Genomic DNA, 25,242 nt, shown 5'->3' with positions numbered 1-25,242 from the left:
GTCGATAGCGGCAGTTTCACACTACCCCACCCTGGCTCGCTGCGCTCGCCGTCCCTCCCCCTCGTGGGGAGGGAGATGTCTTGGGTGACGCCGGGCCCGCGACACCCTATCTAGCGTGCATGACCTTGCATGTTTCCCCGCCCGCCCTTCTCGACAGCGTTGACGTCGGAGCCGACGAGGCTCTGTCGGTCCTGCAGGGAGCCCTGGCCGGAGCCGACGACGGGGAGCTTTATCTCGAACGGTCCGAGAGCGAATCGCTGGTCTTCGACGACGGGCGGCTGAAGTCGGCCGCCTATGACGCCTCCGAAGGCTTCGGTCTGAGGGTCGTGGCGGGCGAGACCGCCGGCTATGCCCATGCCAATGAGATCACCGGCCCTGCCCTGCGCCGCGCCGCCGACAGTGCCGCCCTCGCCAAGGCCGGTCATGCGGCCACGGTCGGCGAAGGCCCCCGCGCCACCAATCAGAAACTTTATGACGCGGTCGATCCCCTCGCCTCACCCGCCTTTTCCGACAAAATTGCCCTGCTGGCCGAGATCGACGCCTGGGCCCGCGCCCGCGATCCGCGCGTCGTCCAGGTCTCGGCCAGCCTGACGGGCGAGCGTCGCCAGATCGAGATCCTGCGCGGCGATGGCCTGCGCATGCAGGACCTGCGCCCGCTTGTGCGGCTGAACGTTTCCGTCACCGTCGAGCGTGATGGCCGCCGCGAAAGCGCCTCCTCGGGCGCAGGCGGCCGTGCCGGCTTCGAGACCTGGATCGCGACCGATCGCTGGCAATGGCAGGTCGATGAGGCCCTGCGGCAGGCCCTGATCAATCTGGACGCCGTGGACTGTCCGGCCGGAGAAATGGACGTCGTCCTGGGCGCAGGCTGGCCCGGCGTCCTGCTGCACGAAGCCATCGGCCATGGCTTCGAGGGCGACTTCCACCGCAAGGGCTCATCCGTCTTTTCCGGCAAGATGGGCCAGCGGGTGGCGGCACCGGGCGTGACCGTCGTCGACGACGGCTCCATTTCCGGCCGTCGCGGCTCCCTGACCATCGACGACGAGGGCACGCCGACCTCGCGCACCGTCCTGATCGAGGACGGCATCATGGTCGGCTTGATGCACGACCGGCTGTCGGCGCGTCAGCTGGGGGCCAAGGCCACCGGCAACGGACGTCGCCAGTGCTTTGCCCACATGCCCATGCCGCGCATGACCAACACCTTCATGGAGGGCGGCCAGGATTCGAAGGCCGACATGATCGCCTCGACGAAGCGCGGCCTCTATGCCGCCAACTTCGGCGGCGGTCAGGTGGACATCACCAATGGCAAGTTCGTCTTCCAGTGCACCGAGGCCTATCTGATCGAGGACGGAAAGATCACGGCTCCGGTGCGCGGCGCGACCCTGATCGGCGACGGGGCCACAGCTCTGACCCACATCCAGATGATCGGCGACGACTTCGCCTTCGATCCCGGTGTCGGCGTCTGCGGCAAGGCCGGTCAGGGTGTGCCTGTCGGCATCGGCCAGCCGTCGCTCAAGATCGGCGGACTCACCGTGGGCGGCACGGCGGTCTGAACGGCTAGCGGCTCGTGGCTAACTACTCACTTCCACGCTGGCCCGACGACGTCGAAGCCACGCGCTTCCAGCCCGTCCAGAACGCCGCCCTCCTCCGCCAACAGGCGGATAGGCGCAACGCCCATGGTGACACCGGACCCCGTCATGGCCGTCTCGATGGCTGCGGCCCATTGCTGATGAAGCTGTGAGCCGATCTCCGGATCGGCCCAGGGCCAGCAGACGTTCAGCGCCCGGTCGATGGGCGAGGCCACGACATCGGGCACGCGCAGGGCGCGCCAGTCCTCGGCCCGGTCGCGTCCGGCTGTCGGCCCGTATTCGGCGGCGGCGATCGCGGCCTGTGTGCAGGCGACGTGTTCAGTCTGGGGAGCAGTGATCAGGCTGTCGACGATCTCGTCGCCGCGCACCGTGCCGACCGGACGGATTTCAATCCGTCCGCGGCGGGCCGCCCGCTTGATCACATCGACGGCGTCCTCGCCCTCGCGCCCCTGACCGTATCCGGCCTTGTCCTTCATCAGGTCCAGGCTGAGGAACAGCAGGCTCTTGGTCCGCCAGCCCTGATTACGCTCGCCGGCCATGATGGCCTCCAGCCGTGACTGATACTCCGGGGTCAGATAGTCGGCCGTGGTGGTCCCGCGCGGCATCTGGCCGATGGTGCGCGCCCGCCAGATCACGCGAAACACATCCGACAGCGACGCCTGTCCCACCGCAGGCGTCAGGATCAGGTCAGACCGCGCGGCCGCCGCCTCCAGATCGTCGGGACGCCAGGTCACGTCGCGCGGGATACGTCCGATGGCCCCGACCAGGATCAGGGTGCTGTCGCCCTGCGTCATCGTCCACATCGGCGCGCCCGACCGCCGCGCCAGAACGACGACCTCGTCCAGCGTGGTCGCCTCCTCCTGAGGATCGGTGGGAGCTGCGGTCGGGGGTGCCGTCTGGGCCAGGCTGACCGTCGCGACCGACATCAGGGCGGCGATGGCAAATCCTGCAAGACTATGTCTCATCGTCTGTCCTTGTTTCGATCAATAAAACTCTTGCGACAACTGTCTTATCAAGAACACAAACATGAAATCCGTGTAATGATGTCGTCGATTTAATCCACCTGTCCAGCTTGTAACTGGAGACGGCCGCGACATCCAGCCACACCTCTCGCCAACACACGAGGGGAACCCTGACATGACCAAAACCATCCTGCTGGCCACCACCGCCACCCTGCTGAGCACCGGTGCCGCTTCCGCCCAAGTTCCGGGACAGGACACCCCGGCACCACAGGCCCAGGCCGGTCAGCAGGGCGTGCTGATCTTCCAGCCCGACTTTTTCGCCGACTCCCGCCCCAATACGGCCCTGGACATGGTCAGCCGCGTACCCGGCTTTGATCTGGATGATGGCGACGGCGGGCGCGGCTTCGAAGGGGCCGTCGGCAACGCCTTGATCAACGGATCGCGTCCGGCCTCCAAGAACGACAGCGGCTCCAGTGCCCTGAACCGGGTCCAGGCGGCCCAGGTCGAGCGGATCGAGCTGATCCGCGGCGGCGCCCCCGGCATCGACATGCAAGGCTATCCGGTCGTCGTGAACGTGATCCTGAAGACGACGACCAGCAGCGAACATGTGCTGCAGTCCGACGCCGTCCTGTTCGAGGGTTCTGGACGGGACGTCTACGGCTTCCGCTATCAGTACACCTCGCGTGCCGGTGAGAAGGTCTGGAGCCTGGTCGTGTCCGACGGCATCGGCACCAGCGACGCCAATGGTCCAGGCCGCACCGTCGTTCGTGACGGAACAGGCGCAATCGTGTCGGACGAGGCCTACGTCAACGATCAGTACGGCGGGGGCACGGCGGCGCGATTGAACTATGCCTCACCCTTCCTGGGTGGCAAGATCGACGCCACGACCCGCTATGGCGTCGGCGACTTCCAGGGGTTCGACCTGTTCACCTCATCGGACAGTCGCCGTCTGGAAACCTTTGAGAGCGAAGACGAGAGCTTCGAGATGGGTGTCACCTACACCCGACCGCTACGTGCCAACCTCAGCCTGGAAACCCGGCTGATCCATGAACAGACCACATTCGACAATGTCGCCACCTTCGACGAGACGATGGGCGGCGTGGCCGAGCCGACGGTCGATTTCGCTTCGAAAGGCGATGCCTCGGAATCGATTCTGCGCGGCCTGCTGCGCTGGGAGCGGTCGCCGACCCTGACGTTCGAGGCGGGCGGCGAGATAGCCTACAATATGCTGGATACGACCCAGGCCCTGTCGGTCGGTGGCACGCCCGTGCCCCTGCCGTCCGCCTCGGTCAAGGTTGAGGAAACGCGTGGCGAGCTGTTCGGCAAATCGACCTGGCGCATCACGCCCAAGCTGTCGCTGGATGGTGGCCTGCGCCTGGAACGCTCGACCATCAGCCAGTCGGGTGGAGCCGATTCCGAACGCACCTTCGAGTTCGTCAAACCCCGCCTGCAGCTGACCTGGACCCCATGGGCCAACCATCAGGTCCGCGCCCGCGTCGAGCGCGAGGTGGGTCAGCTGGACTTCGGCGACTTCGCCGCCAGCGCCGATCTCAGCGACGAGGAAGTTCTGGGCGGCAACGTCAATCTGTCGCCCGAAGAGCGCTGGATCGGCGAGATCGTCTATGAGCGCCGCTTCTGGGGCGAGGGCGTGGTCTCCATCGGCTATCGCCACGACGAGATCACCAACGCCATCGACCGCATCCCGCTGGAAGACGGCCTGTCCGCCGTGGGCAATATCGGCGACGGGACGCTGGATCAGCTGTCCCTGAATGTCGTGGTGCCACTGGCCAGATTGGGCGTCACGGGCGGAAAGCTGTCCTTCCGCAACGACTGGAACCACACCGAGGTCACCGACCCGACCACCGGCCGCATCCGCGCGATTTCCGGCCTGCGCCCCAGCCAGCCGAACATCACCTTCACCCAGGACATTCCCAGCTGGAAGATCAACTACCGGCTGACGATGCTGACCTCGCTGGAGCAGTACGTCTATGGTCCCGACCAGATCTCGGGCTTCGAGGGCAAGGACTATTACGAGGCGGAGATCGAATACAAACCCGCCCCCGGCTGGAGCCTGCGGGCCAAGCTGAACGTCTGGGACGACTTCCAGGTCAACCGCACCGTCTTCGCTGACCGCACCGAACCCCGCCCGATCCGGATCACCGAGACCCGCGACATCGACCCCCGGACCTTCCTGAGCCTGACGGTGCGCAAGACGTTCTGAGAGCTAGGCATAGAAAAAAGGCCCGGCGGATCGCTCCGCCGGGCCTTCGACTATTCAGCGATCAAAAGATCACCGGACGCCAGACATCCCCTTCTTCAGGATGGGCGACAGCAGCAGGAGCAGGACACCCACGACCACGCCGGTCCAGCCGATGGTTCCGAAGATGGAGCCATAGGTATCCAGCGCCAGTTGTGGGTTGGTCACCACGCCGGCCACGGTATCGGTCGCCGTGGCCTGGGCGATGATGCCCGCCACGATGTGGGCCACCGAGCTGGACAGGAACCAGACGCCCATCATCATTCCGACCAGACGATCCACCGACAGCTTGGTGATCATCGACAGCCCCACAGGTGACAGGCACAGCTCGCCCATGGTGTGGAAGAAATAGGTCAGGAACAGGAAGAACAGCGGCACGCGGAAATCGACCCCCGCCTGCGTCGCTGCCGCCCAGGCCAGGACGAGGAAGCCGAGGCCCACGAACATCAGGCCGAACGAGAACTTGACCGGCGTCGACGGTTCCTTGTTGCGCTTGGCCAGCCAGACCCAGAGCGCCGCGAAAATCGGCCCGAAGATCACAATGATGCCGGGGTTGAACATCTGTGTGTAGCCGGCATTGAACCAGGACGGCATAGCCGTGGACTGGTCCGCAAACAGCGTCAGCGACGAACCGGCCTGCTCGAACAGGGCCCAGAACAGGACTGAAAAGAAGATCAGGACTTCGGCCACCAGCATGCGGTTGCGCTCTGCCCCTTTCAGCTTGATCAAGGTGTAGCCGACGACGATGGCGAAGATAATGCCCGCCAGCCAAGGCAAGGCCGTGGAGATGATCTCGTGACGCTGCATCAGCAGCCAGACCGGAAAGACGGCGATCAGGCCCAGGATCCAGAAGCTGGCTTCCAGCGGGATACCCAGCACCTTGGTCCCCGCCAGCTTCTCGGGGTTCGGGGGCCCGCCGCGGCCTTCCAGCCAGGACTGGCCCAGGAGGAAGGTCACAAGGCCCAGGAGCATACCGAAGCCCGCCAGTCCGAAGCCGTAAGCCCAGCCGTAGGTGAAGCCGAGGTAGGAGCACAGACCCGTGGCCAGCACCGAACCCAGGTTGATGCCGACGTAGAAGAGGGTAAAGCCGCCGTCACGCCGCGGGTCGTTCTCGTCGTAGAGATGGCCCACCACGGTCGAGATGTTGGCTTTAAGGAAACCCACGCCGACGATGATCAGCGACAGGGCCAGGAACAGGGTCATCTCACCGGGCGTATCGCGCTCGGTGCGGGTCGTGTAGCCGTCGGCCGCGATGCTTGCCGGGAAGGCCGCAGCCGTGGCCAGTTGAGCACCAGAGCCAGCAGGCTGACCGGCTACATCCACGACGCTGATGCCTTCCGGCGCGATCGAGATCGGCACGCGACCGGCGTCGGTCACGGCGTAGAGTTGGCGATCGGTGTTTCGCCCCTCGACCTGGATCGCATATTCGGTGCCGCCGACGGTGATGAACTCACGTCCGCCCGAGCCCTCGAAGGCCATGGTGAAGTGACCGGCCACCAGCAGGACCGCCCCGATGATAACGGCCTTTCTGGAGCCTAGGTATTTGTCGGCGATCAGGCCGCCGACGACCGGCAGCAGATAGACCAGCGCGCCATAGGCGGCATAGATGCCTTGCGCCTCGACCGGTCCGAACAGGAAGTGCTGGATTAAATACAGAGTCAGCATGGCCCGCATGCCGTAGAAGGAGAACCTCTCCCACATCTCCGTGAAGAACAGGACCACCAGCCCCCGCGGGTGCCCCAGAAACGTCTTGCGAGGATCGCCGATCAGCGCCCCCCCTGCGTCCGTCGTACTCAACGGCTCACTCCCTATGATGCTGCGCCCCACCTGACGCGCGAAGGGCGCATAACCAGCACACGGACCATGTCCGGACAAGGGTTAAGGGTAAATTCGCTCCTCGCTGGCATCGGCAGGGTTCAGACGGCACTATGCCGACGACCCCGAACGGACGAGCGGACGGCATGACGACGACACGGCGATCGGCTCTGGCTGGACTGGGAGGCCTGGCGGCCCTGTCGGCGTGCGCCCCAGCCCAGCAGACCGCCGTGCGCGGCGACGTGGTCGCTGCGGGTCAGCCCGCCGCCTTGCTGATCTGGGCCGTCGCGCGTGAGCGGCTGGCAGGGTGGCCACGTCGCCCGGCTGCGGACTGCCTAGCGACCTTGCCTCGGTCGGCATCGGAACTGCCCCAGTTGGGCAGCCTTTCGGGCACAGGGCCCGCCGCCAATCTCGAAGCCATCGCCGCCCTGTCACCCAGCCGAGTGATCGACTACGGGGACACGGACCCGGAGTATCAGGCTCTGGCCGAACGGATGAGGTCGCGACTGGGCGTCGAATGGACCCTTATCGACGGGGCGCTGCGCAACATTCCGGAGGCCCTGCGTCAGGCGGCGCGCCTGTTGGGGACGGCGTCGGCGGTAGAACCGCTCGCTGTCCAGGCCGCAGAAACGCTCTCGGCATGGGCCAAGGCCCCGGCCGGCCCCAGCTTCTACTATGCCCGCGGCAATGATGGACTGGAGACGGGCTTCACGGGCGCGCTCGCCACCGAGGTGCTGGAAGGGGCCGGCTGGGCCAATGTGGCCGTCGGCGGCCAGGACATCGGCCGGGTCACCCGCGAACAAGTCGCCGCCTGGGATCCGGAGGCGATCGTGACCCTCAGTCCCGGTTTCGCCGAGACCATGCGCAGCGACCCGGTCTGGGCCTGGCGCAGAAACAATACGCGGCGTCGCCTGCTGCTGATGCCGGATGTGCCGTTCGGCTGGGTCGACCGGCCACCGTCGGTGAACCGGCTGCTGGGCTGTCTGTGGCTGGCCGATCCGGAGGGCAGCGCCCTGGCCATCGGCTCGCTGACGCGCCGCCTCTATGGCATGGCGCCGGTCGAGATCGCCCGCCCGCGCTGGATCCGGTGAGGAGACCATCGCCTGCATCCCTGACCACCGCGCTTCTGGCCGCGCTGATCGTCGCGCTCGGGTTTGTGGTCATGGCGACAGGTCCGCTGGGGGTGGAGCCTGCCGACCTTCTGCGGGCGATGGTAGGCGCAGGGTCGGCTCAGGCCGAACTGGCCCTGTCGTTGCGACTTCCCCGCCTGCTCGCGGCCCTGTCATGCGGTGCGGCGCTGGCGGGCGCGGGGGCGGCATTCCAGATCCTGTTCCGCAACCCGCTGGCCTCTCCCGATCTGCTGGGCGTGACCTCGGGCGCGGGGCTGGGGGCGGCGACGGCCCTCTTGCTGGGAGCAGGGGCCTGGATGGTCCAGAGCGCAGCCTTTGCGGGCGGGCTGGCGACAGGGGCGCTGGCCCTGATCTGCGCCGGCCTGGCGGGCAGCAGGGCGCACAACACCGACGGGCGACTGGCCCTGATCCTGTGCGGCATCGTCGCCGGGGCGTTGGCCACAGCCGGGCTGGGACTGGTCGTCATCGCGGCCGAACCCTATTCGCAACTGCCGTCGATCACCTACTGGCTGCTGGGCTCCTTCACCCGGGCCGACATGGGCGAGGTCCTGTCCAGTCTCGGGCCGATTATCGTCGGGGCGGGTGCACTGATCTGGCTGGGCTTCCGGCTCGACGTGCTGTCGCTGGGGCAAGAGCAGGCGCGGTCTCTGGGCCTGCCTGCCGGTCCCTTGCGCGTAATCGCCCTGGCAGCCGCCGCCCTGATGACCTCTGCCGCCGTCGCCGTCGCGGGCGTGGTCGGCTGGATCGGGCTGCTGGCCCCCCACGCCGCACGCCGCCTTGTCGGAGAACAGGCCGGCCGCCTGATCCCTGCCTCCATGGCGATCGGTGCCCTCGCAGCCTTGGCCATTGATCGCCTGGCCACCGCCTTCGGTCCGGCGGAACTGCCCGTCGGCCTGCTGGCGGCGCTGGTCGGAGCCCCTGCCTTCCTGGCCCTGTTCATCGCCACGGCGCGGCGGGCATGAGTGGCTTGACCCTGTATCGGATGGTCGCCGGCCGTGCGGGCTTTCGGCTGCCCACGCTCGACCAAACCTTTGACGCCGGTCAGGTCATCGCTCTGATCGGCCCGAATGGGGCAGGCAAGACGACGCTGCTGAAGACATTGGCGGGTCTGCTGCCGCCGCTGGACGGCACAGTCTCGCGCGATGGTCCTGCCGCCTGGCTGCCGCCGCCGGGCGAAGTCAGCGCAGGTTTCTCGTCGCTGCATCTGGTCGCCTTGGGCCGTGCCGGCAATCGCCGCTGGGCTGCGGGTCTGGCCCCAGCCGATCTGAAGGCGGCTGAGGGCGCGCTCGAACGGCTTGGCATCTGCGACCTCTCAGCCCGCCCCTTCGACCGCCTGTCCAGCGGTCAGCAACAGCTGGTCCTGATCGCCCGTCTGTTCGTCCAGGACGCCGCCGTCTGTATCCTGGACGAGCCCCTGGCCATGCTGGACCCGGCCCATGCCCAGGCGGTCGAAGCGGCGATCCGCAGCCTGGCCGCCGAAGGCCGCACCGTCATCGCCTCGACCCACCACCTGCCCTTCGCCGCACGCGCCGATCAGGTGATGGCGCTGGGTCCAGATGGGATCGAGATCGGGCCGCCCGAGCGGACGCTGGCACCTGCTGCCCTGACTGCCCTGTTCGGCATTGCCCACGCCGTCTGTCCCTGCTGCGGTCAGGCGATCACGACCTGAGGCTTGAGTTCGGCGACGCGATCACCGACGCTGCGCTCCATGACCCTAACCCACGTGATCCCCGCCGCCGTTGCCCTGGCCCTGATGGCCACGCCCACGTTCGCCCAGACCACCCAGGACGAAGCGCCGCGCTGGTCCTTCGCCATCCACGGCGGCGCAGGCGTGATCGAGCGCGACAGCCTTTCGCCCGAGCAGGACGCCGCCTATCGCGCGGCCCTGACCCGCGCGCTCGAAGCGGGTCAGGCCATCCTGTCCCGTGGCGGCACGGCCATGGATGCCGTCCAGGCGGCCATCCAGATCATGGAGGACGAGCCGCTGTTCAACGCCGGGCGTGGCGCGGTCTTTACCGCCGAGGGCCGCAATGAGCTGGACGCCGCCATCATGGACGGCTCGAACCTGACCGCCGGTTCAGTCGCGGGCCTGACCACCACCCGCCACCCCATCGCCGCCGCGCGCGCCGTGATGGAGCAGAGCCCGCACGTAATGCTGATCGGCTCGGGTGCCGACGTGTTCGCCGCCTCGGTCGGTCTGGAGCAGGTCGAGCCCAGCTTCTTCTTCACCGAGAGACGCTGGCAGGGGCTGGAGACGGCGCTCAGGGCGCGCAACCAGGCCATCCCCGCCCGGCCTGCCGGCGCGCCCGGCCCGCAAGCCGCCATCGACGAACGCAAAGTCCCGCCCCTGAACGAGCGCAAGTTCGGAACCGTTGGTGCCGTGGCCCTGGACCAGTCCGGCAATCTGGCCGCAGGCACCTCGACCGGAGGCATGACCGCCAAACGTTGGGGCCGCGTCGGCGATGTGCCGGTGATCGGCGCGGGCACCTATGCCTCCAACGCCGATGGCTGCGCCGTCTCGGCCACAGGCGACGGCGAGTATTTCATCCGGGCCACGGTGGCGCGGGATATCTGTGCGCGGATGGCGGCGGGAGGCGCAGCTCAGGCAGCTGGGCAGGCCGAGGTCGACGAAGCCTTGGCTCTGGGCGGATCGGGCGGCGTGATCGTCATGGACCGGCAGGGCGTCCCCACCTTCGCCATGACCACTTCGGGGATGTATCGTGGGGCCGTGTCTGGAACCGGACCGGCGGGCGTCGCCATCTATGCCGACGAGTCTGTCGTGCCTGCGGATTACTGATGACACCTCCCGGCGACGAACTTTCCGCCATGGCCATAGAGGAGCTGGACGCGGCCTGCGCCCTGCCTTGGTCCGATCTCAAAGCGGTGACGCCATGGGGCGACATCTTCACCGGCTTTGCCCCCTCGGGCCGCGAGGTCGAGGTCGAGCGCCGTTATCTGTGGGCGCACCAGCCGGAGGGAGCCGTCGCCGTCGAGGTCGAGGTGCGCGACATGGGGGCCCGCACGGGGGCCGAGGCCAAGGCCCTGATCACCCCGCCCGGTTGATCGAAGCCAGACGCCCGCTTCCCTTTGCGGAAAAACCGTTTAGGCCTTGAGGCATGAAACTCGCCTCGCTCAAGCACGGCCGCGACGGTCGCCTCGTCCTCGTCTCCAACGACCTCAACTGGTTCACGGACGCCTTCCTGATCGCGCCGACACTTCAGGCGGCACTCGATGATTGGGACCGGCTGGAGCCCGACCTGCGCGCCCTGGCCGAAAGCCTGGAACACGGCGGCGTGCCGCGCGGGCGCTTCCACGAACGCGACGCCGCGGCCCCCCTGCCCCGCGCCTATCAGTGGGCCGACGGCTCGGCCTATGTGAACCACGTCGAACTGGTGCGGAAGGCGCGAGGGGCCGAGATGCCCGACAGCTTCTGGACCGACCCGCTGATGTATCAGGGCGGCTCCGACGGCTTCCTGGCCCCCCGCGATCCCATCCCGCTGGCCGACGAAGCCTGGGGCTGTGATCTTGAGGCCGAAGTCGTGGTCGTGACCGGCGACGTGCCCCAAGGCGCGACGCGCGCACAAGCCCTGGCCGCCATCCGCCTGGTCGGGCTGGTCAATGACGTGTCCTTGCGCAATCTGATTCCAGCAGAACTCGGCAAGGGCTTCGGCTTCGTCCAGTCCAAGCCCGCCAGCGCCCTGTCGCCCGTCTTCGTCACGCCGGACGCGCTGGGCGACCGTTGGAAGGACGGCAAGCTGCACGGCACCCTGTCGGTTCAGCTGAACGGTCAGGACTTCGGTCAGGCCGACGCCGGGACCGACATGACCTTCGACTTCGGCACCCTGATCGCCCATCTGGCCAAGACCCGCAGCCTGGGGGCCGGCACCATCATCGGCTCGGGCACCGTCTCGAACCGCGACGCCGACGGCGGCCCCGGCAAGCCCGTCAGCGAAGGTGGCCTGGGCTATTCCTGCATCGCCGAGATCCGCACGGTCGAGACCATCCTGCGCGGCAAGCCCGAGACACCCTTCCTGAAATCCGGCGACACCGTCCGCATCGAAATGCTGGACGAACATCACCACACCCTGTTTGGCGCGATCGAACAGACGGTGGAGGCGGTTTAGCGTCTGACGAAAACTGATCGAGCTACCGCGACGCTTGCGTCCCATAGGTCGTGTGTCCACGCTAATATCGCATTCAATCGCCTGAGTATCTCCCATGCGTCTCGCCGTTCTGCTCATAACTTCTGTCGCCGTAGCGTCATCGGCCTCGGCTCAAGAGGCTGCGCAGGATTGGGACTTGCACGGCGATGCCAGCACACGCACGTCCATGGCCTACACCCAGTTCACCAACGGCTTGGGTCTTGGCTTCCGATGCCGGAATGGAGATTTTTCCGCCGTCGTTAGTGGGCTGCCGGCCAGCCAGGCTGAGCGTCGGATGCTGCGTCTGAAGTTCGGCGAAGACGATGCTTATGAGACAGGATGGACTACGACAACCGAGCCGACGGTGGCCGTGGCCGATATGCCCGCCCCCTTGGCCCGCACCTTCCGCAAGGGGGGGTCTCTTAGATTGACTGTGCCGGGCGCTGCTGCCGGCGGGCTTGATGTCACCTACGTCGTTGACCTTCCTACGTCGGCTTCCGCCATCGATGAGACTTTAACCCGCTGTGGCAAACCACTTACGGATCCCCGAGACGCGGAACTTGATGCCCTGCCAGACAATGGCCTGCCGACCGGCTTAAGCTGGCAAACTCGCCCCCGCATCCGGTATCCCCAGACCCGATACGCTCGCGGCCACGCTGTGGTCAGCTGCATAGCAGATCAGTCCGGGCGAGCGCGTGACTGCGTCATAGAGAGTGAGCACCCACATGACGGCCGATTCGGGCGCGCAACATTGGATGCGATGGGCGGCGCGCGCCTGACCCATTCAACGCAGTTCGGCGCAGAAATTCGTCCCAGACGTTTCGTTTTTCGCACGAACTTCACTGTGGAACAGGAAGGTACGCCTACCGCAGCCTCGGGGCTTATCAGGCGCTGAAGGCATCGATACTCATGAAGGCGATCGATCGCAAAAAGATGCTTTCACTTTGGCGGCGAAGTTGACCAGTATCGCCGCTTCGAGCTGACCGATGCGAACCATGATCAATCATGTCACCTGACCAGTACGGACCTTTAATCGGCGTCGGGATCGCTTTGCTGGTCATTCTGCTGAAGGGCCGGAAACCTCGCACACTGCGACCGCAATGGATGTGGGTTGTGCCGCTGCTGATCACCGTCCTGATCGGGCTGGGTCTATGGGGCATGACCTATTCGCCGACGGTCGATCACTCGCCCTTCGGTCCGGCAGAATGGGCCATGCTGGCGGTCGGGCTGATGCTGGGCGGCTCGGTCGGGTGGTGGCGCGGTCGAATGACCACCATCTTCCGCGAGGCGGATGGCACGCTGAAGTCCCGCGCTTCGCCGCTGGGCCTAATCCTGATTGTGGGCCTGCTGGCCGGACGCAGCCTGTTGCGCGGCTGGCTGGAGGCCAATGCCGCCGCCTGGCATATTAATCCTCTGGCGCTGGCCGATGCTTTCATGGTGTTCGTGGTTGGGCTTGTCATCATGCAGCGCGTGGAGATGTTCATTCGCGCCCGACGCATCCAACACGGTCAAGCCGACCCACATGTCGAACCGATCAAGCCGGAGCAGACACCGGCTTGAGCGCGATCAGCCCTTGATCACCTGGGCCGCGAACCGCTCCATCTCTTCCTCCTGAGGCGACATCTGCAGCAGCAGCAGGTCCAGCCCGGCGGCTTCGAACTCGGCGATCCGCTCGCGCGCCGTCTCGGGCGTGCCGACGAAGCCGGGGCGCAGTCCGCGGTTGGAGACGCTGTATTCGCGGATTTTCAGCTCGCGCTCCAGCTCGGTGCCACTCAGCCATTGGTCGAAGTTGGCGAAGCCGGCGGGCGGCTTGCCCTCGGCCAGGCCGGGGATGGTGGTGATCCGCTCCAGCTCGCGGTCCGCCTCGGCCTGGCTGTCGCGCACGACGGCATAGCCGGCCATGCCGAACGACATGGGCGGCAGGCCGAAGCTCTCGCGTCGGGCCTTCATGTCCGCAATCTTGGCCGCGATATGCTCCGGCTCGTCGCCGTGCATGACATAGGCGTCGCAGTGGCGCGCGATCAGGATCTTGGCCGCCTCGCTCTCGCCGCCTGCATAGATGACGGGGCGTGGCCGCGCAGGCGTTGAGGTCGGCTTGGGCTCCACGATCGCGTCTTTCAGCGTGTAGAACTGCCCCTCGAAATCCGTGCGTTTCTCCGTCCACAGCCGATCCACGACCTGCAGCCATTCGGTGGTGCGGGCGTAGCGGTCATCGTGCTGGTCGAACTGCAGGCCATAGCTTTCCGCCTCCTTGGCCCACCAGGACGAGACGACGTTCAGCGCCAGTCGACCGCCGGAAATCCGGTCGATATTGGCCGCCGCCTTGGCGAACAGGGCCGGCTGATGAAAGTTTGGCCGCACGGCCACCATCAGCTCTATGGTCCTGGTTACCGCCGCCAGGGCCGCTGCGCTGGACCAGGCGTCCAAAGCCGGAGCCTCGATCCCCTTGATGTCGTTCAGGTTCAGCTCGGCGATCAGCGTCAGGTCCCAGCCGATCTCTTCCGAGCGCCGGACCAGTCGCGACAGGTTCTCCCAAGACGCTTCGCGCTCGTCGTCGACGTTTCTCAGCCAGCCGCCGAAGACCGGGGCCCAGTAGCCATACCTCATGCCGCGGCCTTTCTCTTTTCGTCGTCGATGATGCCTTTGAGCCAGGCGACCAGATTGTCGTGAGGGTCGAAGCCCAGAACCCCGACCGGATTGGCCACGAAGTTCGACAGACCATTGATGTCGTAGAACAGGACCGAGCCGTCCCGGTCGTCGATCAGATACTCGACGCCACCGACCTCGATCTCGCCGGCCACGGCCAGACGCTCGACCGCCGCGATGATCTCGTCCGGCGGCGTCGCCTTGGTCATGGTCAGGGTCGGCGCACCCGGCCGCACCAGACAGGCGTCGGCGGGACACAGGTCGAAAGCGTCCCCCGGGCTCTCGATGTCGATGGCGTATAGATATTTGCCGCCCAGGGTCTCGACCCGCGTGATCTTGCCACTGCGACGCGGCGCATATTCCTGGACCAAAGAGATGCCGTTGACCCCGACGGGGCACCACTTCTCGCCCGCCGCCTCGGCCAGTTTCTCGGGCGTCTCATAGCGGGTGATGCCTGCGCCCGCGCCACCGATATCGGCCTTGACCAGGACCGGGAACCGCAGTCCCTCCGCCGCCGCAGGAATGTCCGCCTGCCGGTGCGCGACCCGCGTCGCCGGCCCCTTCAGCCCCAGCCGCGCGATCAGGCTCATCTGACGCGCCTTGGAGGTGTCGATGGTCAACGCCGAAGCATTAACCACACGCGTGCCCTGTCCCTGCCAGTGATCGAACAGGCTGTGAGCATAGAAGATCGGGTGCTCCGGTTCGCGCAGAAAGGACGACATGGCCACGCGGCTGAACACCACCCGTGCCGGGGCCGGCGATCCGGCGGGATCGAACCCATGCCCTGCCAGCGGCACCTTCACATAGGAGACGCCATGCCGTTCCAGCGCTGCGAACAGCGGCTCGAACCACTCCGGATGTTCATAGACGACGGCAAGGTCGGGCAGATCAGCAGCGCTCATGAACGCCAGATGCGTTACACCACGATGAAACGCAAGAGGGCCGGTTGCAGAAATGCGTGCTTCTGGTGGACGGCTGGTCGCAACCTATTGGCACGGACTATTGGCACGGGCCGTCCAGTCCGGCTAAAGGACGCGACGCGGGCCCCGGTGGTGGAACTGGTAGACGCGCCGGACTCAAAATCCGGTTCCGAAAGGAGTGTCGGTTCGAGTCCGACCCGGGGCACCATCTCTTCAGATCAGCACGCGGCCCGATATCGCTCTCAGCGTGTCTGCACGCGCCTGCAGATCGACCGCCAGACGCTGCGCGGCGTCGCGCACCCCGACCGGATAGGCGTCCCCGCCTTGGGCAATATCATCGGCGGCCCGCACGACCTCGGCCATCTGGCGGACCAAGGCTTCGACATCGTCCAGCGCCAGGGCACGGGCCTCGCGTTGCAGGCGGGCGATGCGATCGGTGCGGGTTTCGGGTGCGGTCATCAGCGCACGAATCTCGGCGCTGACTGGAGCGGTTTGCAGAGCTGCGCTGGCCATCGGAATGTCCTTTCGAGTGTGCCGGTCTGACCCGGTTCGATGGAATCCTTCTGGCAAACCTTGGCTGAACGCACCGACAGCTTGGCTGTCAGCAATCGTTCATATGGCAAAGCTGCTCGCCCGCTCACGTCACCGTCTGACGGAACGCAGTCCTTTCGGGATCATTAACAGGGCAAGGAGGCTAGCCCCATGATCGCCCTGTTGTTCGCCATTGCCCTCACCGCCGGTCCGACCGACCCTTCGACTTGGCGCGAGGCGTCATCGGTGGAATTTCCGCCCGCGATGGCGACGACGGAGACGAAGGATGAGGCTGAGGCCGAGGCTCCGGTCCTGGCGGGTGTGGCTGTGACGGTCGAGTGCACGGCCCGGGCCAGCGGCAAGGTGGAAGCCTGCGTCGTGCTGGGCGAAACCCATCCGGGCCTGGGCTTTGGCGAAGCGGCAGTTGCGCTGGTGCAGGACAGCCGCGTGGATCCCGGCCCGCGTGACGTGCAGTTTGCCCGCACGATCCAGTTCACGCCCTAGAATGTCTGTCAGTTTTCGCTGTTGCGAAATGTCATGGCAGCGAGGTTGCGGCGCACGTCCACGGGGCGCATCTGACCCGGCATGACAAAAGCCGGCACTGAAACCTCCGTCAAAAGACCCGGCTTTCCAGAGTTCGTCGCCCTCATCGCCATGATGATGGCACTCAATGCGCTGGCCATCGACTCTATGCTGCCCGCCCTGCCCGCCATTGGCGAGGCGCTGGGCGTCGCCAACGAGAACAGTCGGCAATGGGTCGTCACGGCCTATCTGCTTGGCTTCGGCGTCACCCAGATCATCTATGGGCCTCTGGCTGATCGCTATGGCCGCAAGCCGGTGCTGATGTTCGGCCTCAGCCTGTATGTAATCTTCAGCGCGCTGGCTGCGTTTGCCCCGACGTTCGAATTGCTGATTGCGGCCCGCGTCGGCACAGGCATCGGCGCGGCGGCGCTCAGGGTGCTGGCCGTATCCATCGTGCGCGACCGCTATTCCGGTAGGACCATGGCCCGGGTGATGTCGCTCAGCTTTCTGGTCTTCCTCGGCATCCCCATCCTGGCCCCGACCTTGGGCCAATTGATCCTCACAGTCGCGCCCTGGCCATGGATCTTCGGCGTCCTGGCCCTCGCCGGCAGCGCCTATATGATCTGGACCGCGATCCGTTTGCCGGAAACCCTGGCACCCGACGACCGGATGCCGATCGAGATCAGCCGCATCGCCGGGGCCTTTCGCCAGGCCCTGACCGAGCGCCAGTCCATCGGCTACACCTTGGCCATGACCTGCATCACAGGCGCGCTGTTCGGCTTCATCAACTCCAGCCAGCAGATTTTCTTCGACGTGTTCGAGGCCCCGCACCTGTTCACCACCGTCTTCGGCGCAGTCGCAGGCGGCATCGCCGTGGCATCCCTGCTAAACGCGCGACTGGTTGAGAAGCTAGGGTCCCGACTGATCTCGCACACCGCCCTGATCGGCTTCATTGTCATGGCCACGATCCATTCGGCCGTGAATCTGATGGGCCTGGAAACGATCTGGACCTTCGCCATCCTGCAAGGTCTCACCATGTTCTGCTTCGGCTTCATCGCGGGCAACTTCGGGTCGATGGCGATGGAGAAGATGGGTCATATCGCGGGCACGGCCTCCTCGGCCCAGGGTTTCATCTCGACTACCTTCGGGGCCAGCCTGGGCTTTCTGATCGGTCAGCAGTTCAACGGCAGCGCCACGCCCATGACTCTGGGTTTCGTCGGCCTGGGGCTGGCGTCTCTGGTGCTGGTACTCGTCGCCGAGAAGGGCCGGCTGTTCACCGGACGAAACACGGCTGCGACCGCGTCCGCCCCTTGATCTTTTCGTCAGGGCAAGGCGTTGTCCCGGCACAGTTGATGCGAGGAGACGCGTGATGGTCCGCCCCCTGATGATGGTTTCGATGATGGCCCTGACGACGGCGCTGGGAGCCTGCCAGACGACAGGCGCGATGAAGACCGATCCCGGCGCTGTCGCGGCCATCGCGGCATCGGAGGCGATGAGCCCCATCCCGCAGGACATACACACCTACGCCCAGCCCAATATCGCGCGGGTGACCCACGTCGCCCTGGACCTGACCGCCGACTTCGAGGCCAAAAGCCTGTCGGGCACCGCCACCCTCGACATCGCCGCCCGGCCGGGTGCGACGGAGATCGTGCTGGACGCCCGCAATCTGGACATCCGCTCGATCACCGACAGCAATGGCCAGGCCCTGCGTTTCACCGAAGGTCGTGACGATCCGATCCTGGGTCACGCCTTGACGGTGCAAATCGGAGAGGCGCGCAAAATCGTCATCACCTATGCGACCCGCCCTGATGCCGCGGCCCTGCAATGGCTGACCCCGGCCCAGACCGCGGGCGGCCGTCAGCCCTATATGTTCAGCCAGGGCCAGGCGATCCTGACCCGGACATGGGTGCCGACCCAAGATAGTCCCGGCATCCGCCAGACGTGGGAGGCGACCATCACCGTCCCCTCCGACCTGGCCGTGGTGATGTCTGCCGAAAGCCTGACGCCCAGCGGCGAGCCCGGCCCGAACAACCAGAAGCGCTGGCGCTTCGCCATGACCAATCCGGTGCCGCCCTATCTGATCGCCATCGGCGTCGGCGACATCGACTTTCAGGCCATCGACGAACGCACCGGCGTCTGGACCGAGCCGTCGCGCCTGCATGCCGCCCACGAAGAGCTGATCCCGACCGCCGAAATGGTCGATGCGGCCGAGGCCCTGTACGGCCCTTATCGCTGGGGCCGGTACGACCTGCTGGTCCTGCCGCCCTCCTTCCCGTTCGGCGGGATGGAAAACCCGCGCATGACCTTTGCCACGCCCACCATCATCGCCGGCGACCGGTCGCTGGTCAGCCTGGTCGCGCATGAGTTGGCGCACAGCTGGTCCGGCAATCTGGTAACCAATGCGACTTGGGCCGACTTCTGGCTGAACGAGGGCTTCACCGTCTATTTCGAAAACCGGATCATGGAGGCGACCGAGGGCCGCGACCGCGCCCTGATGCTGCAATCCCTGGGCTGGGGCGACCTTCAGGACACCCTGGCCAGCCTGCCGCCCGCCGACACACGGCTGAAGCTGGACCTGGCCGGGCGCGATCCGGACGAGGGCCTGACCGACATTGCCTATGAAAAGGGAGCCGCCTTCCTGCGCACCATCGAGCGTATCGTGGGTCGCGAGAAGTTCGACGCCTGGCTGACCGGCTATTTCGAGCGCAACGCCTTCCGGCCCATGACGACCGAGCTGTTCCTGGAGGACATCCGCACCCATCTGGTGACGACGCCGGAACTAGAGGCGCAGCTGATGATGGACGCCTGGATCTATCAGCCCGGCATGCCGTCGAACTGGCAGCCGCCGGTGTCGGACGCCTTCGCCCCCGTGGACGCGGCAGCCCTGGCTTTCGTACAGGGCGGACCGGCCTCGGCCATTCCCTGGGCCAACTGGTCGACTCAGGAGCGCCAGCGCTTCCTGGCCTGGCGTCCACCGGTGCCGCCCGCCTCGGGTCGCTGGTTCAGCGATGCCCAGCTGGCCGATCTGGAGACCACCCTGAACCTGCGGCAGGAGGGTAATGCCGAACTGGTCTTCGCCTGGCTGCAGATCGCGGTTCAGCATCGCTACCAGCCCGCCGTGCCGACGCTGGAGCGATTCCTGACCACCCAGGGCCGCCGCAAGTTCGTCCTGCCCCTGTTCACCAGCCTGTGGGGCCAGGGCGAGTGGGGACGTGCGATCGCGACCCGTCTCTATGCCGAAGCGCGGCCCGGCTATCACCCGGTGACAACCAACTCCGTGGATGCCGTGGTGGGTCGCCCGCAGTAGGGCGGCAGTCCGAAACTAGCGAACCGGTGCAGCGTCGCTTTCGCCGGCTTCCGCTGAGGGGGCTGGCGACATGGCGACCGGTCGGTAGGCTGCGTCAGGGTTCAGAGCCGCCGTTTCCTCGAAGAAGCGCCCCGGGCTCATTGATGGCTCGCGCGCGGTCGCCAGGCCCGCCATCCGGATCAAATCGGCGATAAAGGTAATGCAGTTCCGACGGCGCAGGTCGTAGGTCCAGCCGTCAGGCCCGTTCCACCAGTCCGCCCGGGCGCGAATGGCGGCATAGGTCTCATCGCTGACGGTGACGGTCAGATAGCCCTTGCCCTCTCCGATGTAGCGCGCTTCGGGCGTGGCGACCACGCCCCGCCCCGAGACAAACAGCAACTGTGGCCCGGGGCTTCGGGCCGTGAAGCCGGCCGCCCAGTCCACCGGCTCGCCGGTCGCCTCCAGCGTACCCGTCGCCTGTACATAGGCATGGGGGAACAGCAGATAGCCACCTCGCACCCGCGCGCCTGGGTGGGCATAGAAGGATAGGGTGACCTCGGCTAGGGCCGGTCCGGCCACGGTCAGGAAGGCCAGAGTCAGCAGCAACAATCGCATGACGGCACTCCGCGACGGGTCAGCCGACAATGCCCGCCGTCGCAGGCCGCGTCCACTCGTCCCGCACAGACGCATCCTCTTCCGTCAGTAGATGACGGTCGGTCAGAGCCTGATAAGCCGCCGGCTCCACCAAACACGACAGGGCCCAGATTGCGGCCCCGCGCACCACCGGGGCCCGGTCGGTGAGCAGCCGCTCAACGGAAGGAATCAGCGCGACATCTCTGCTGTTACCGATGGCATACAAGACATTGCGCACGAACCGGTCCCGACCGATACGCTTGACGGGGCTCTTGGAGAACAGCGCCCGAAAGGCGGCGTCGTTCAGCACCACCAGATCGGCCAGCTGCGGCGACACAAAGGCCTCCCGCGCCTTCACCCTACCCTCATGCGCTTCCGATGCGAACTTGTTCCAGGGACAGACGGCCAGGCAGTCGTCGCAGCCATAGATGCGGTTGCCGGTCGCCTTACGGAACTCGACCGGCCAGGGCCCGGCGAACTCGATGGTCAGATAGGACAGGCACCGCCGCGCATCCAGCTGGAACGGCGCGGGGAACGCCTGCGTCGGGCACGCATCCAGACAGGCGGTGCAGGACCCGCAATGCTCCGCCTCAGGTGCATCGGGCTCGATGTCGGCGGCGCTCAGGATCACGCCCAGGAACAGCCAGTTGCCGTAATCCCGGCTCAGCAGATTGGTGTGTTTCCCCTGCCAGCCCAGGCCCGCCCTTTGCGCCAGAGGCTTCTCCATCAGAGGTGCGGTGTCGACGAAGACCTTCACGTCCTGGCCCGTTCGCGCCGCCACCTGACCGGCCAGCGTCTTCAGCCGCCCCTTGATGACCTCGTGATAGTCGTCGCCACGCGCATAGACCGATATGTATCCTGCTCGCGTATCCGCCATCTCCGGCAGGGGATCATGCCCCGGTCCGTAGTTCAGTCCCAGGACGATGGCCGTCCGCGCTCCGTCCCACATGGCGGTCGGATGGGATCGCCGCTCCAGCGTCGTCTCCATCCAGCCCATCTCGCCGTGCCGCCCCGCCTCGACGAAATGCGCCAGCCGCTCGCCCGCACTCCACGGCTCGGACGCCGAGGCGAACCGGCAGACGTCGAAGCCCAGGGCCTTGGCGGCGGTGCGGATTGTGTCGCGGAAGTCGCCGGTCATGGCCGTCGTCTGGCCCTGCCGGCGTCAGAAGTCTAGGTCCGCATAGTGGGGTGACGGCGACACGCCCGGGAACCGGTCCGCCAGCAGTGGCCGGAATGACGGCCGCGATTTCAGCTTCATGTACCAGGTCTTCAGCCCCGGATAGGCCGCCCAGGCGATCTCGCCGAAATAGTCGAGGACTGAAATATGGGCGGCGGCGACCAGATCGGCCTGGCCCATGCGGCGGCCGGCCAGGGCGTCGCGCAGGGTCAGCAGGTCTTCCAGGATCGTCAGATGGGTCCGAAGCGACTCCCGTCCGGCACGCAACGCACGGGCCTCGGGCGGGCCTAGACGCAATAGCGGCTTCTCCATCCGCTCGTGCAGCAGGACCGCATTGACGTCATCGGTGAAGCGGCGGTCGAACCATCCAATCAGGCGGCGCGTCTCGGCCCGCTCGGCAGGGTCGGTGGACAGAAGGAAATCGCCCTTGGCCCGGTCCTCCAGCCAGCCCAGGATGGCCGCCGGTTCGCACAGCGTCAGCAGGCGCCCGTGTTCCGTGACCTGCAGCACCGGCGGCATGCCCGACGGATTCAGCGGCCCGACCGGGCAATCGTCCTCCCACGGACGAACAGGCGTATCGACCACCGTCAGCTTGGCTTCGCCCAGGGCCAGGCGCACGCTGCGCGAGGCGGGATCGAAGGCGAAATGATACAGGACCGGGTCCGACATCCGGCCCTTATGCGACGGGGATGTTAAGCCCGCGTTAGCTATGCGGCTGCGCCGGGCAGCGATTTCAGTCCCACGGCCCGGTATTCGCAGATGCCGCCTGGGCCATATCGTCCGGTCGGGTGCGGCCGCGCGGATCGGCATGGATCAGGATATCGGAGCCCGGAAAGGCGACGCGCAGACGATCCTCTGCCTCGACCACGATGTCGTGGGCAGCGACTAGGGTCAGGCCCGGATCCAGATCGACGTGCATCTGAATCATCAGCACGGTTCCGGCCATCCGCGTGCGCAGTTGATGAAGGCCGGAGATGCGCGGATCGGCCAGAACGGTGGCCACGATCACCTTGCGCTGTTCTTCCGGCGCGGCACGATCCAGCAGATGATCGGAAGCGTTTCTCAGAATGCCGACCGCGCCCCAGAACAGCCAGACCGAAACCAGGAGCCCCGCCGCGGCATCCAGTCCGGGAGCCGACAGGAAGGTGCCGGAGATGACGCCGATCAGCACGACGCCATTGGCCGCCAGATCGCTCGCATAATGGGCCCGATCAGCCGCCACGGCCAGCGAGCCGCTGCGCCTCATGGCTCGCGACTGCATCCAGATCAGCCAGCCGGTCAGACCGATCGACAGCACCACGACGACGACCGCCGTCATACCTGAACTAACCGGCTGTGGATCGAACATCCGCTGTATGGCCTCGAAACCAATGAAGACCGCCGAGGCGAACACCAGCCCCGACTGGACCAGCGCCGCCAAGGCTTCGCCCTTGCCGTGGCCATAGCGGTGATCGTCATCGGCGGGCGTCGCCGCCCAGCGCACGGCAAAGAAGGTCGCCAGCGACGCCACCAGATCCAGCGCTGAATCCGCCAGCGACGCCAAGATGGACACCGATCCGGATGCCCCCAGGGCAAAGGCCTTCAACACGATCAGCACCACCGCCACACCCACCGCCAGGCGGGTGATGTCGCGGGTGGCCGCGCGGGCGTCGGACGAGGGCACGGAAGTCATTCCCGGCCCTTGTCGCGGAAAGCGCCGACGATGCCAAGACGAACGATGTCGCGCCGCGATGCCGCATCCGAGGCTCGCCTATCGCCCGCTCTCTGGCTAAAGGCTGTGTCGCGGCGACGGTGCCGCGCTTTGAGCGGACATCATGGCGGACTGGATCGCAGCGATCATCCTGGGCATCGTTGAGGGCCTGACCGAGTTCATCCCCGTCTCCTCGACGGGCCACCTGCTTCTGACGCAGAAGCTGCTCGGCCTGACCGATCCGCGCTGGGCCTCCTTCGTCGTGCTGATCCAGCTGGGGGCCATCCTGGCCGTGGTGGCCCTGTATTTCGCGCGCCTGTGGAAGGTGCTGGTCACCCTGCCAACCGATCCGCAATCGCGTCACTTCGCGATCAGCATCGCCGTCGCCTTCATCCCCTCGGTGTTCGCCGGTGTCTTTCTGTACGACTTCATCACCGAGGTTCTGTTCGACGTCGAGGGCAGTCTGGCCGTCACCGTGATCTGCACCACACTGATCCTCGGCGGCTTCGGCCTTCTGGCGCTGGAACGGTTTGCGCCCGCCCCGACCGAGGACAATGCGATGACTGTGTCGTGGAAGCGGTCGCTGGGCATCGGCCTCTTTCAATGCCTGTCGGTCATTCCCGGCGTTTCTCGTTCCGGGGCCACGATCTCGGGGGCCCTGGTTCTGGGCCTGGACAAGCGGGCGGCGGCGGAATTCTCGTTCTTCCTCGCCATCCCGACCATGGTCGCGGCATCCGGCTGGGACATCGTCCAGTCAGGCGCGTCCATCGACACCGATTTCGCCTGGATCATCGCCCTAGGCTTTGTTATCTCGTTCGCCGTCGGCTGGGTCGTTGTGAAAGCCATGGTGGACTTCGTCGCCCGCCACGGCTTTGCGCCCTTCGCCTGGTGGCGGATCGTTGTCGGCGTGATCGGCCTGGGCCTCGTGTGGGCCGGGATCGCCTAGCCCGCGCCTAGACCGGGGTCGCTTTCACCGGCGCAGAAGCGAACTGGCCGCCCTTGCGGTAACGCCACAGATAGGAGGCGGCGATGGCCTCCACGCCCGTCGGCTCGATGCCCAGTTCGGCCAGACCCTCGGCCCCTTCAGCGACGACATTGTCGGTTTCCAGCAGCACGACCTGATCGCGCGTCAGGACCGGCGGGATGCCGACCATGGTGCTGAGCTGGGCCATGCCGCCGATCATCTTGGCCGCGAAGAACGGAAGGGGGATCAGGCCGCGCGACGGGCGATAGGTCTCGCGCAGGACCAATTTCAGCAGGTCCTCGAACGTCACGACCGCAGGGCCACCCAGTTCGAAGGTGCGGCCCGCCGCCTCGCGCAGCGTGACCGCCCGCGCCACGGCCTCGGCCACGTCGCCGACGTAGACCGGCTGGAACTTCGTCTGGCCGCCGCCAATCAGGGGCAGGGCCGGGGCGAACTGAGCCATCCGAGCGAACTGGTTCAGGAAGTTGTCGCCCGCCCCGAAGACGATAGAGGGCCGCACGATGACCGCATCCGGCTTGACGGTCCGCACGGCCATCTCGGCCTCGGCTTTGGTGCGCGCATAGTCGGAAGCCCCTTCCGGATTGGCCCCGATGGCCGACATCTGCACCAGGCGATCGACCCCGGCGGCGGCACAGGCCTCGGCGATCACGCGCGAGGTATCGACATGCATGACCTCGAAACTGCGCTTGCCGCTTTCGTACAGAATGCCGATCAGATTGACGGCGGCATCGGCCCCTTTAAGCGCGGCGGCGACATCCTCCGGGCGGGTCGCGTCGCAGCGGACGGCGACGATCTGGCCCACGTCCCCCTGGGGCTTCAGGTCATAGGCGCGGTCCGGGCGGCGCACCGCCACCCGCACCCGCCAGCCGCGACGAGCCAGGGCGCGGACCACCTGGCTGCCGACGAAGCCGGAGCCGCCGAAGACGGTGACCAGGCCGGGGGTGACTTCGTTCATGGCGA

The 25,242-nt window shown here is 66.4% G+C and carries 23 protein-coding genes and 1 tRNA gene; 14 read left to right on the top strand and 10 right to left on the bottom strand.

Going from position 1 to position 25,242, the window contains the following annotated elements; translation table 11 throughout:
- Positions 1-119 precede the first annotated feature (119 nt).
- Entirely contained in the window at positions 120-1,550 is a 1,431-nt protein-coding gene (gene tldD / locus ACE3TH_RS03075) for a metalloprotease TldD (RefSeq protein ID WP_374597234.1), read from the top strand.
- Positions 1,551-1,576: 26 nt separating this feature from the next.
- Here the strand turns inward: tldD and ACE3TH_RS03070 are convergent, their stop codons facing one another.
- Positions 1,577-2,551, bottom strand: coding sequence for a TraB/GumN family protein (locus ACE3TH_RS03070; RefSeq protein ID WP_374597232.1), 975 nt, complete (start codon positions 2,549-2,551; stop codon positions 1,577-1,579).
- A gap of 172 nt (positions 2,552-2,723) precedes the next feature.
- Here ACE3TH_RS03070 and ACE3TH_RS03065 point away from each other — a divergent pair, with 172 nt between their 5' ends.
- Positions 2,724-4,769 (top strand): TonB-dependent receptor plug domain-containing protein, encoded by a 2,046-nt coding sequence (locus tag ACE3TH_RS03065; RefSeq protein WP_374597230.1) that lies wholly within the window; start codon positions 2,724-2,726, stop codon positions 4,767-4,769.
- 69 nt (positions 4,770-4,838) lie between these two features.
- On the opposite strand, the gene ACE3TH_RS03060 is transcribed toward ACE3TH_RS03065, so the two are convergent.
- Positions 4,839-6,602 (bottom strand): peptide MFS transporter, encoded by a 1,764-nt coding sequence (locus ACE3TH_RS03060; protein ID WP_374597228.1) that lies wholly within the window; start codon positions 6,600-6,602, stop codon positions 4,839-4,841.
- A gap of 131 nt (positions 6,603-6,733) precedes the next feature.
- On the opposite strand from ACE3TH_RS03060, the gene ACE3TH_RS03055 reads away from it, so the two are divergent.
- From ACE3TH_RS03055 to ACE3TH_RS03025, 7 genes are all read left to right on the top strand, one after another.
- Positions 6,734-7,711 carry a hypothetical protein gene (locus ACE3TH_RS03055; RefSeq protein WP_374597226.1) on the top strand — a complete coding sequence of 326 codons (978 nt, stop codon included), beginning with the start codon at positions 6,734-6,736 and terminating at the stop codon, positions 7,709-7,711.
- Positions 7,708-8,712 (top strand): FecCD family ABC transporter permease, encoded by a 1,005-nt coding sequence (locus ACE3TH_RS03050; protein ID WP_374597224.1) that lies wholly within the window; start codon positions 7,708-7,710, stop codon positions 8,710-8,712. The genes ACE3TH_RS03055 and ACE3TH_RS03050 overlap by 4 nt, the downstream gene beginning before the upstream one ends.
- Entirely contained in the window at positions 8,709-9,419 is a 711-nt protein-coding gene (locus ACE3TH_RS03045) for an ABC transporter ATP-binding protein (protein ID WP_374597222.1), read from the top strand. Before ACE3TH_RS03050 ends, ACE3TH_RS03045 begins: the two co-directional genes overlap by 4 nt.
- 39 nt (positions 9,420-9,458) lie before the next feature.
- Positions 9,459-10,547: an isoaspartyl peptidase/L-asparaginase family protein gene (locus ACE3TH_RS03040; protein WP_374597220.1), complete on the top strand. Its 1,089-nt coding sequence runs from the start codon at positions 9,459-9,461 to the stop codon at positions 10,545-10,547.
- Positions 10,547-10,813: a hypothetical protein gene (locus tag ACE3TH_RS03035; RefSeq protein WP_374597218.1), complete on the top strand. Its 267-nt coding sequence runs from the start codon at positions 10,547-10,549 to the stop codon at positions 10,811-10,813. The genes ACE3TH_RS03040 and ACE3TH_RS03035 overlap by 1 nt, the downstream gene beginning before the upstream one ends.
- Positions 10,814-10,866: 53 nt before the next feature.
- Positions 10,867-11,874, top strand: a complete 1,008-nt coding sequence (locus ACE3TH_RS03030) for a fumarylacetoacetate hydrolase family protein (RefSeq protein ID WP_374597216.1) — start codon at positions 10,867-10,869, stop codon at positions 11,872-11,874.
- A gap of 1,023 nt (positions 11,875-12,897) precedes the next feature.
- Positions 12,898-13,452, top strand: coding sequence for a DUF1453 domain-containing protein (locus tag ACE3TH_RS03025; protein WP_374597214.1), 555 nt, complete (start codon positions 12,898-12,900; stop codon positions 13,450-13,452).
- A 6-nt stretch (positions 13,453-13,458) separates the two neighbouring features.
- On the opposite strand, the gene ACE3TH_RS03020 is transcribed toward ACE3TH_RS03025, so the two are convergent.
- Positions 13,459-14,499 (bottom strand): LLM class flavin-dependent oxidoreductase, encoded by a 1,041-nt coding sequence (locus ACE3TH_RS03020; RefSeq protein ID WP_374597212.1) that lies wholly within the window; start codon positions 14,497-14,499, stop codon positions 13,459-13,461.
- A complete protein-coding gene (locus tag ACE3TH_RS03015; RefSeq protein WP_374597210.1) occupies positions 14,496-15,440 on the bottom strand; it encodes a RimK family alpha-L-glutamate ligase in 945 nt (314 codons plus the stop codon). Before ACE3TH_RS03015 ends, ACE3TH_RS03020 begins: the two co-directional genes overlap by 4 nt.
- A gap of 141 nt (positions 15,441-15,581) precedes the next feature.
- Between ACE3TH_RS03015 and ACE3TH_RS03010 the strand changes: the two genes are divergently transcribed.
- Positions 15,582-15,666 (top strand) — tRNA-Leu (locus ACE3TH_RS03010).
- A 5-nt stretch (positions 15,667-15,671) separates the two neighbouring features.
- Here the strand turns inward: ACE3TH_RS03010 and ACE3TH_RS03005 are convergent.
- Positions 15,672-15,971 carry a hypothetical protein gene (locus ACE3TH_RS03005; RefSeq protein ID WP_374597208.1) on the bottom strand — a complete coding sequence of 100 codons (300 nt, stop codon included), beginning with the start codon at positions 15,969-15,971 and terminating at the stop codon, positions 15,672-15,674.
- A gap of 189 nt (positions 15,972-16,160) precedes the next feature.
- Between ACE3TH_RS03005 and ACE3TH_RS03000 the strand changes: the two genes are divergently transcribed.
- The 3 genes from ACE3TH_RS03000 (at position 16,161) to ACE3TH_RS02990 (ending at position 19,818) form a co-directional block, all read left to right on the top strand.
- Positions 16,161-16,493 (top strand): hypothetical protein, encoded by a 333-nt coding sequence (locus ACE3TH_RS03000; RefSeq protein ID WP_374597206.1) that lies wholly within the window; start codon positions 16,161-16,163, stop codon positions 16,491-16,493.
- An 81-nt stretch (positions 16,494-16,574) separates the two neighbouring features.
- Complete coding sequence (locus ACE3TH_RS02995; RefSeq protein ID WP_374597204.1) at positions 16,575-17,825, top strand: multidrug effflux MFS transporter; 1,251 nt, start codon at positions 16,575-16,577, stop codon at positions 17,823-17,825.
- Positions 17,826-17,880: 55 nt separating this feature from the next.
- Positions 17,881-19,818: a M1 family metallopeptidase gene (locus ACE3TH_RS02990; RefSeq protein WP_374597202.1), complete on the top strand. Its 1,938-nt coding sequence runs from the start codon at positions 17,881-17,883 to the stop codon at positions 19,816-19,818.
- Between the two features lie 15 nt (positions 19,819-19,833).
- Here the strand turns inward: ACE3TH_RS02990 and ACE3TH_RS02985 are convergent, their stop codons facing one another.
- From ACE3TH_RS02985 to ACE3TH_RS02970, 4 genes are all read right to left on the bottom strand, one after another.
- The gene (locus ACE3TH_RS02985; protein ID WP_374597200.1) at positions 19,834-20,412 is read right to left on the bottom strand and encodes a hypothetical protein; all 579 of its coding nucleotides are present in this window, start codon (positions 20,410-20,412) and stop codon (positions 19,834-19,836) included.
- A gap of 19 nt (positions 20,413-20,431) precedes the next feature.
- A complete protein-coding gene (gene queG / locus ACE3TH_RS02980) occupies positions 20,432-21,568 on the bottom strand; it encodes a tRNA epoxyqueuosine(34) reductase QueG (RefSeq protein WP_374597198.1) in 1,137 nt (378 codons plus the stop codon).
- Positions 21,569-21,592: 24 nt separating this feature from the next.
- Positions 21,593-22,276 carry a glutathione S-transferase family protein gene (locus tag ACE3TH_RS02975; RefSeq protein ID WP_374597196.1) on the bottom strand — a complete coding sequence of 228 codons (684 nt, stop codon included), beginning with the start codon at positions 22,274-22,276 and terminating at the stop codon, positions 21,593-21,595.
- 64 nt (positions 22,277-22,340) lie between these two features.
- Complete coding sequence (locus ACE3TH_RS02970; protein ID WP_374597194.1) at positions 22,341-23,279, bottom strand: cation diffusion facilitator family transporter; 939 nt, start codon at positions 23,277-23,279, stop codon at positions 22,341-22,343.
- A gap of 142 nt (positions 23,280-23,421) precedes the next feature.
- Here ACE3TH_RS02970 and ACE3TH_RS02965 point away from each other — a divergent pair, with 142 nt between their 5' ends.
- Positions 23,422-24,243 (top strand): undecaprenyl-diphosphate phosphatase, encoded by an 822-nt coding sequence (locus ACE3TH_RS02965; RefSeq protein ID WP_374597192.1) that lies wholly within the window; start codon positions 23,422-23,424, stop codon positions 24,241-24,243.
- Between the two features lie 7 nt (positions 24,244-24,250).
- On the opposite strand, the gene ACE3TH_RS02960 is transcribed toward ACE3TH_RS02965, so the two are convergent.
- Positions 24,251-25,237: a complex I NDUFA9 subunit family protein gene (locus ACE3TH_RS02960; RefSeq protein ID WP_374597190.1), complete on the bottom strand. Its 987-nt coding sequence runs from the start codon at positions 25,235-25,237 to the stop codon at positions 24,251-24,253.
- Positions 25,238-25,242 lie beyond the last annotated feature (5 nt).

Source organism: Brevundimonas sp. (assembly GCF_041919755.1).
Lineage (GTDB): Bacteria > Pseudomonadota > Alphaproteobacteria > Caulobacterales > Caulobacteraceae > Brevundimonas.
The sequence above is the reverse complement of the archived record's forward strand: the minus strand, read 5'-3'. Positions and strand labels throughout refer to the sequence as shown.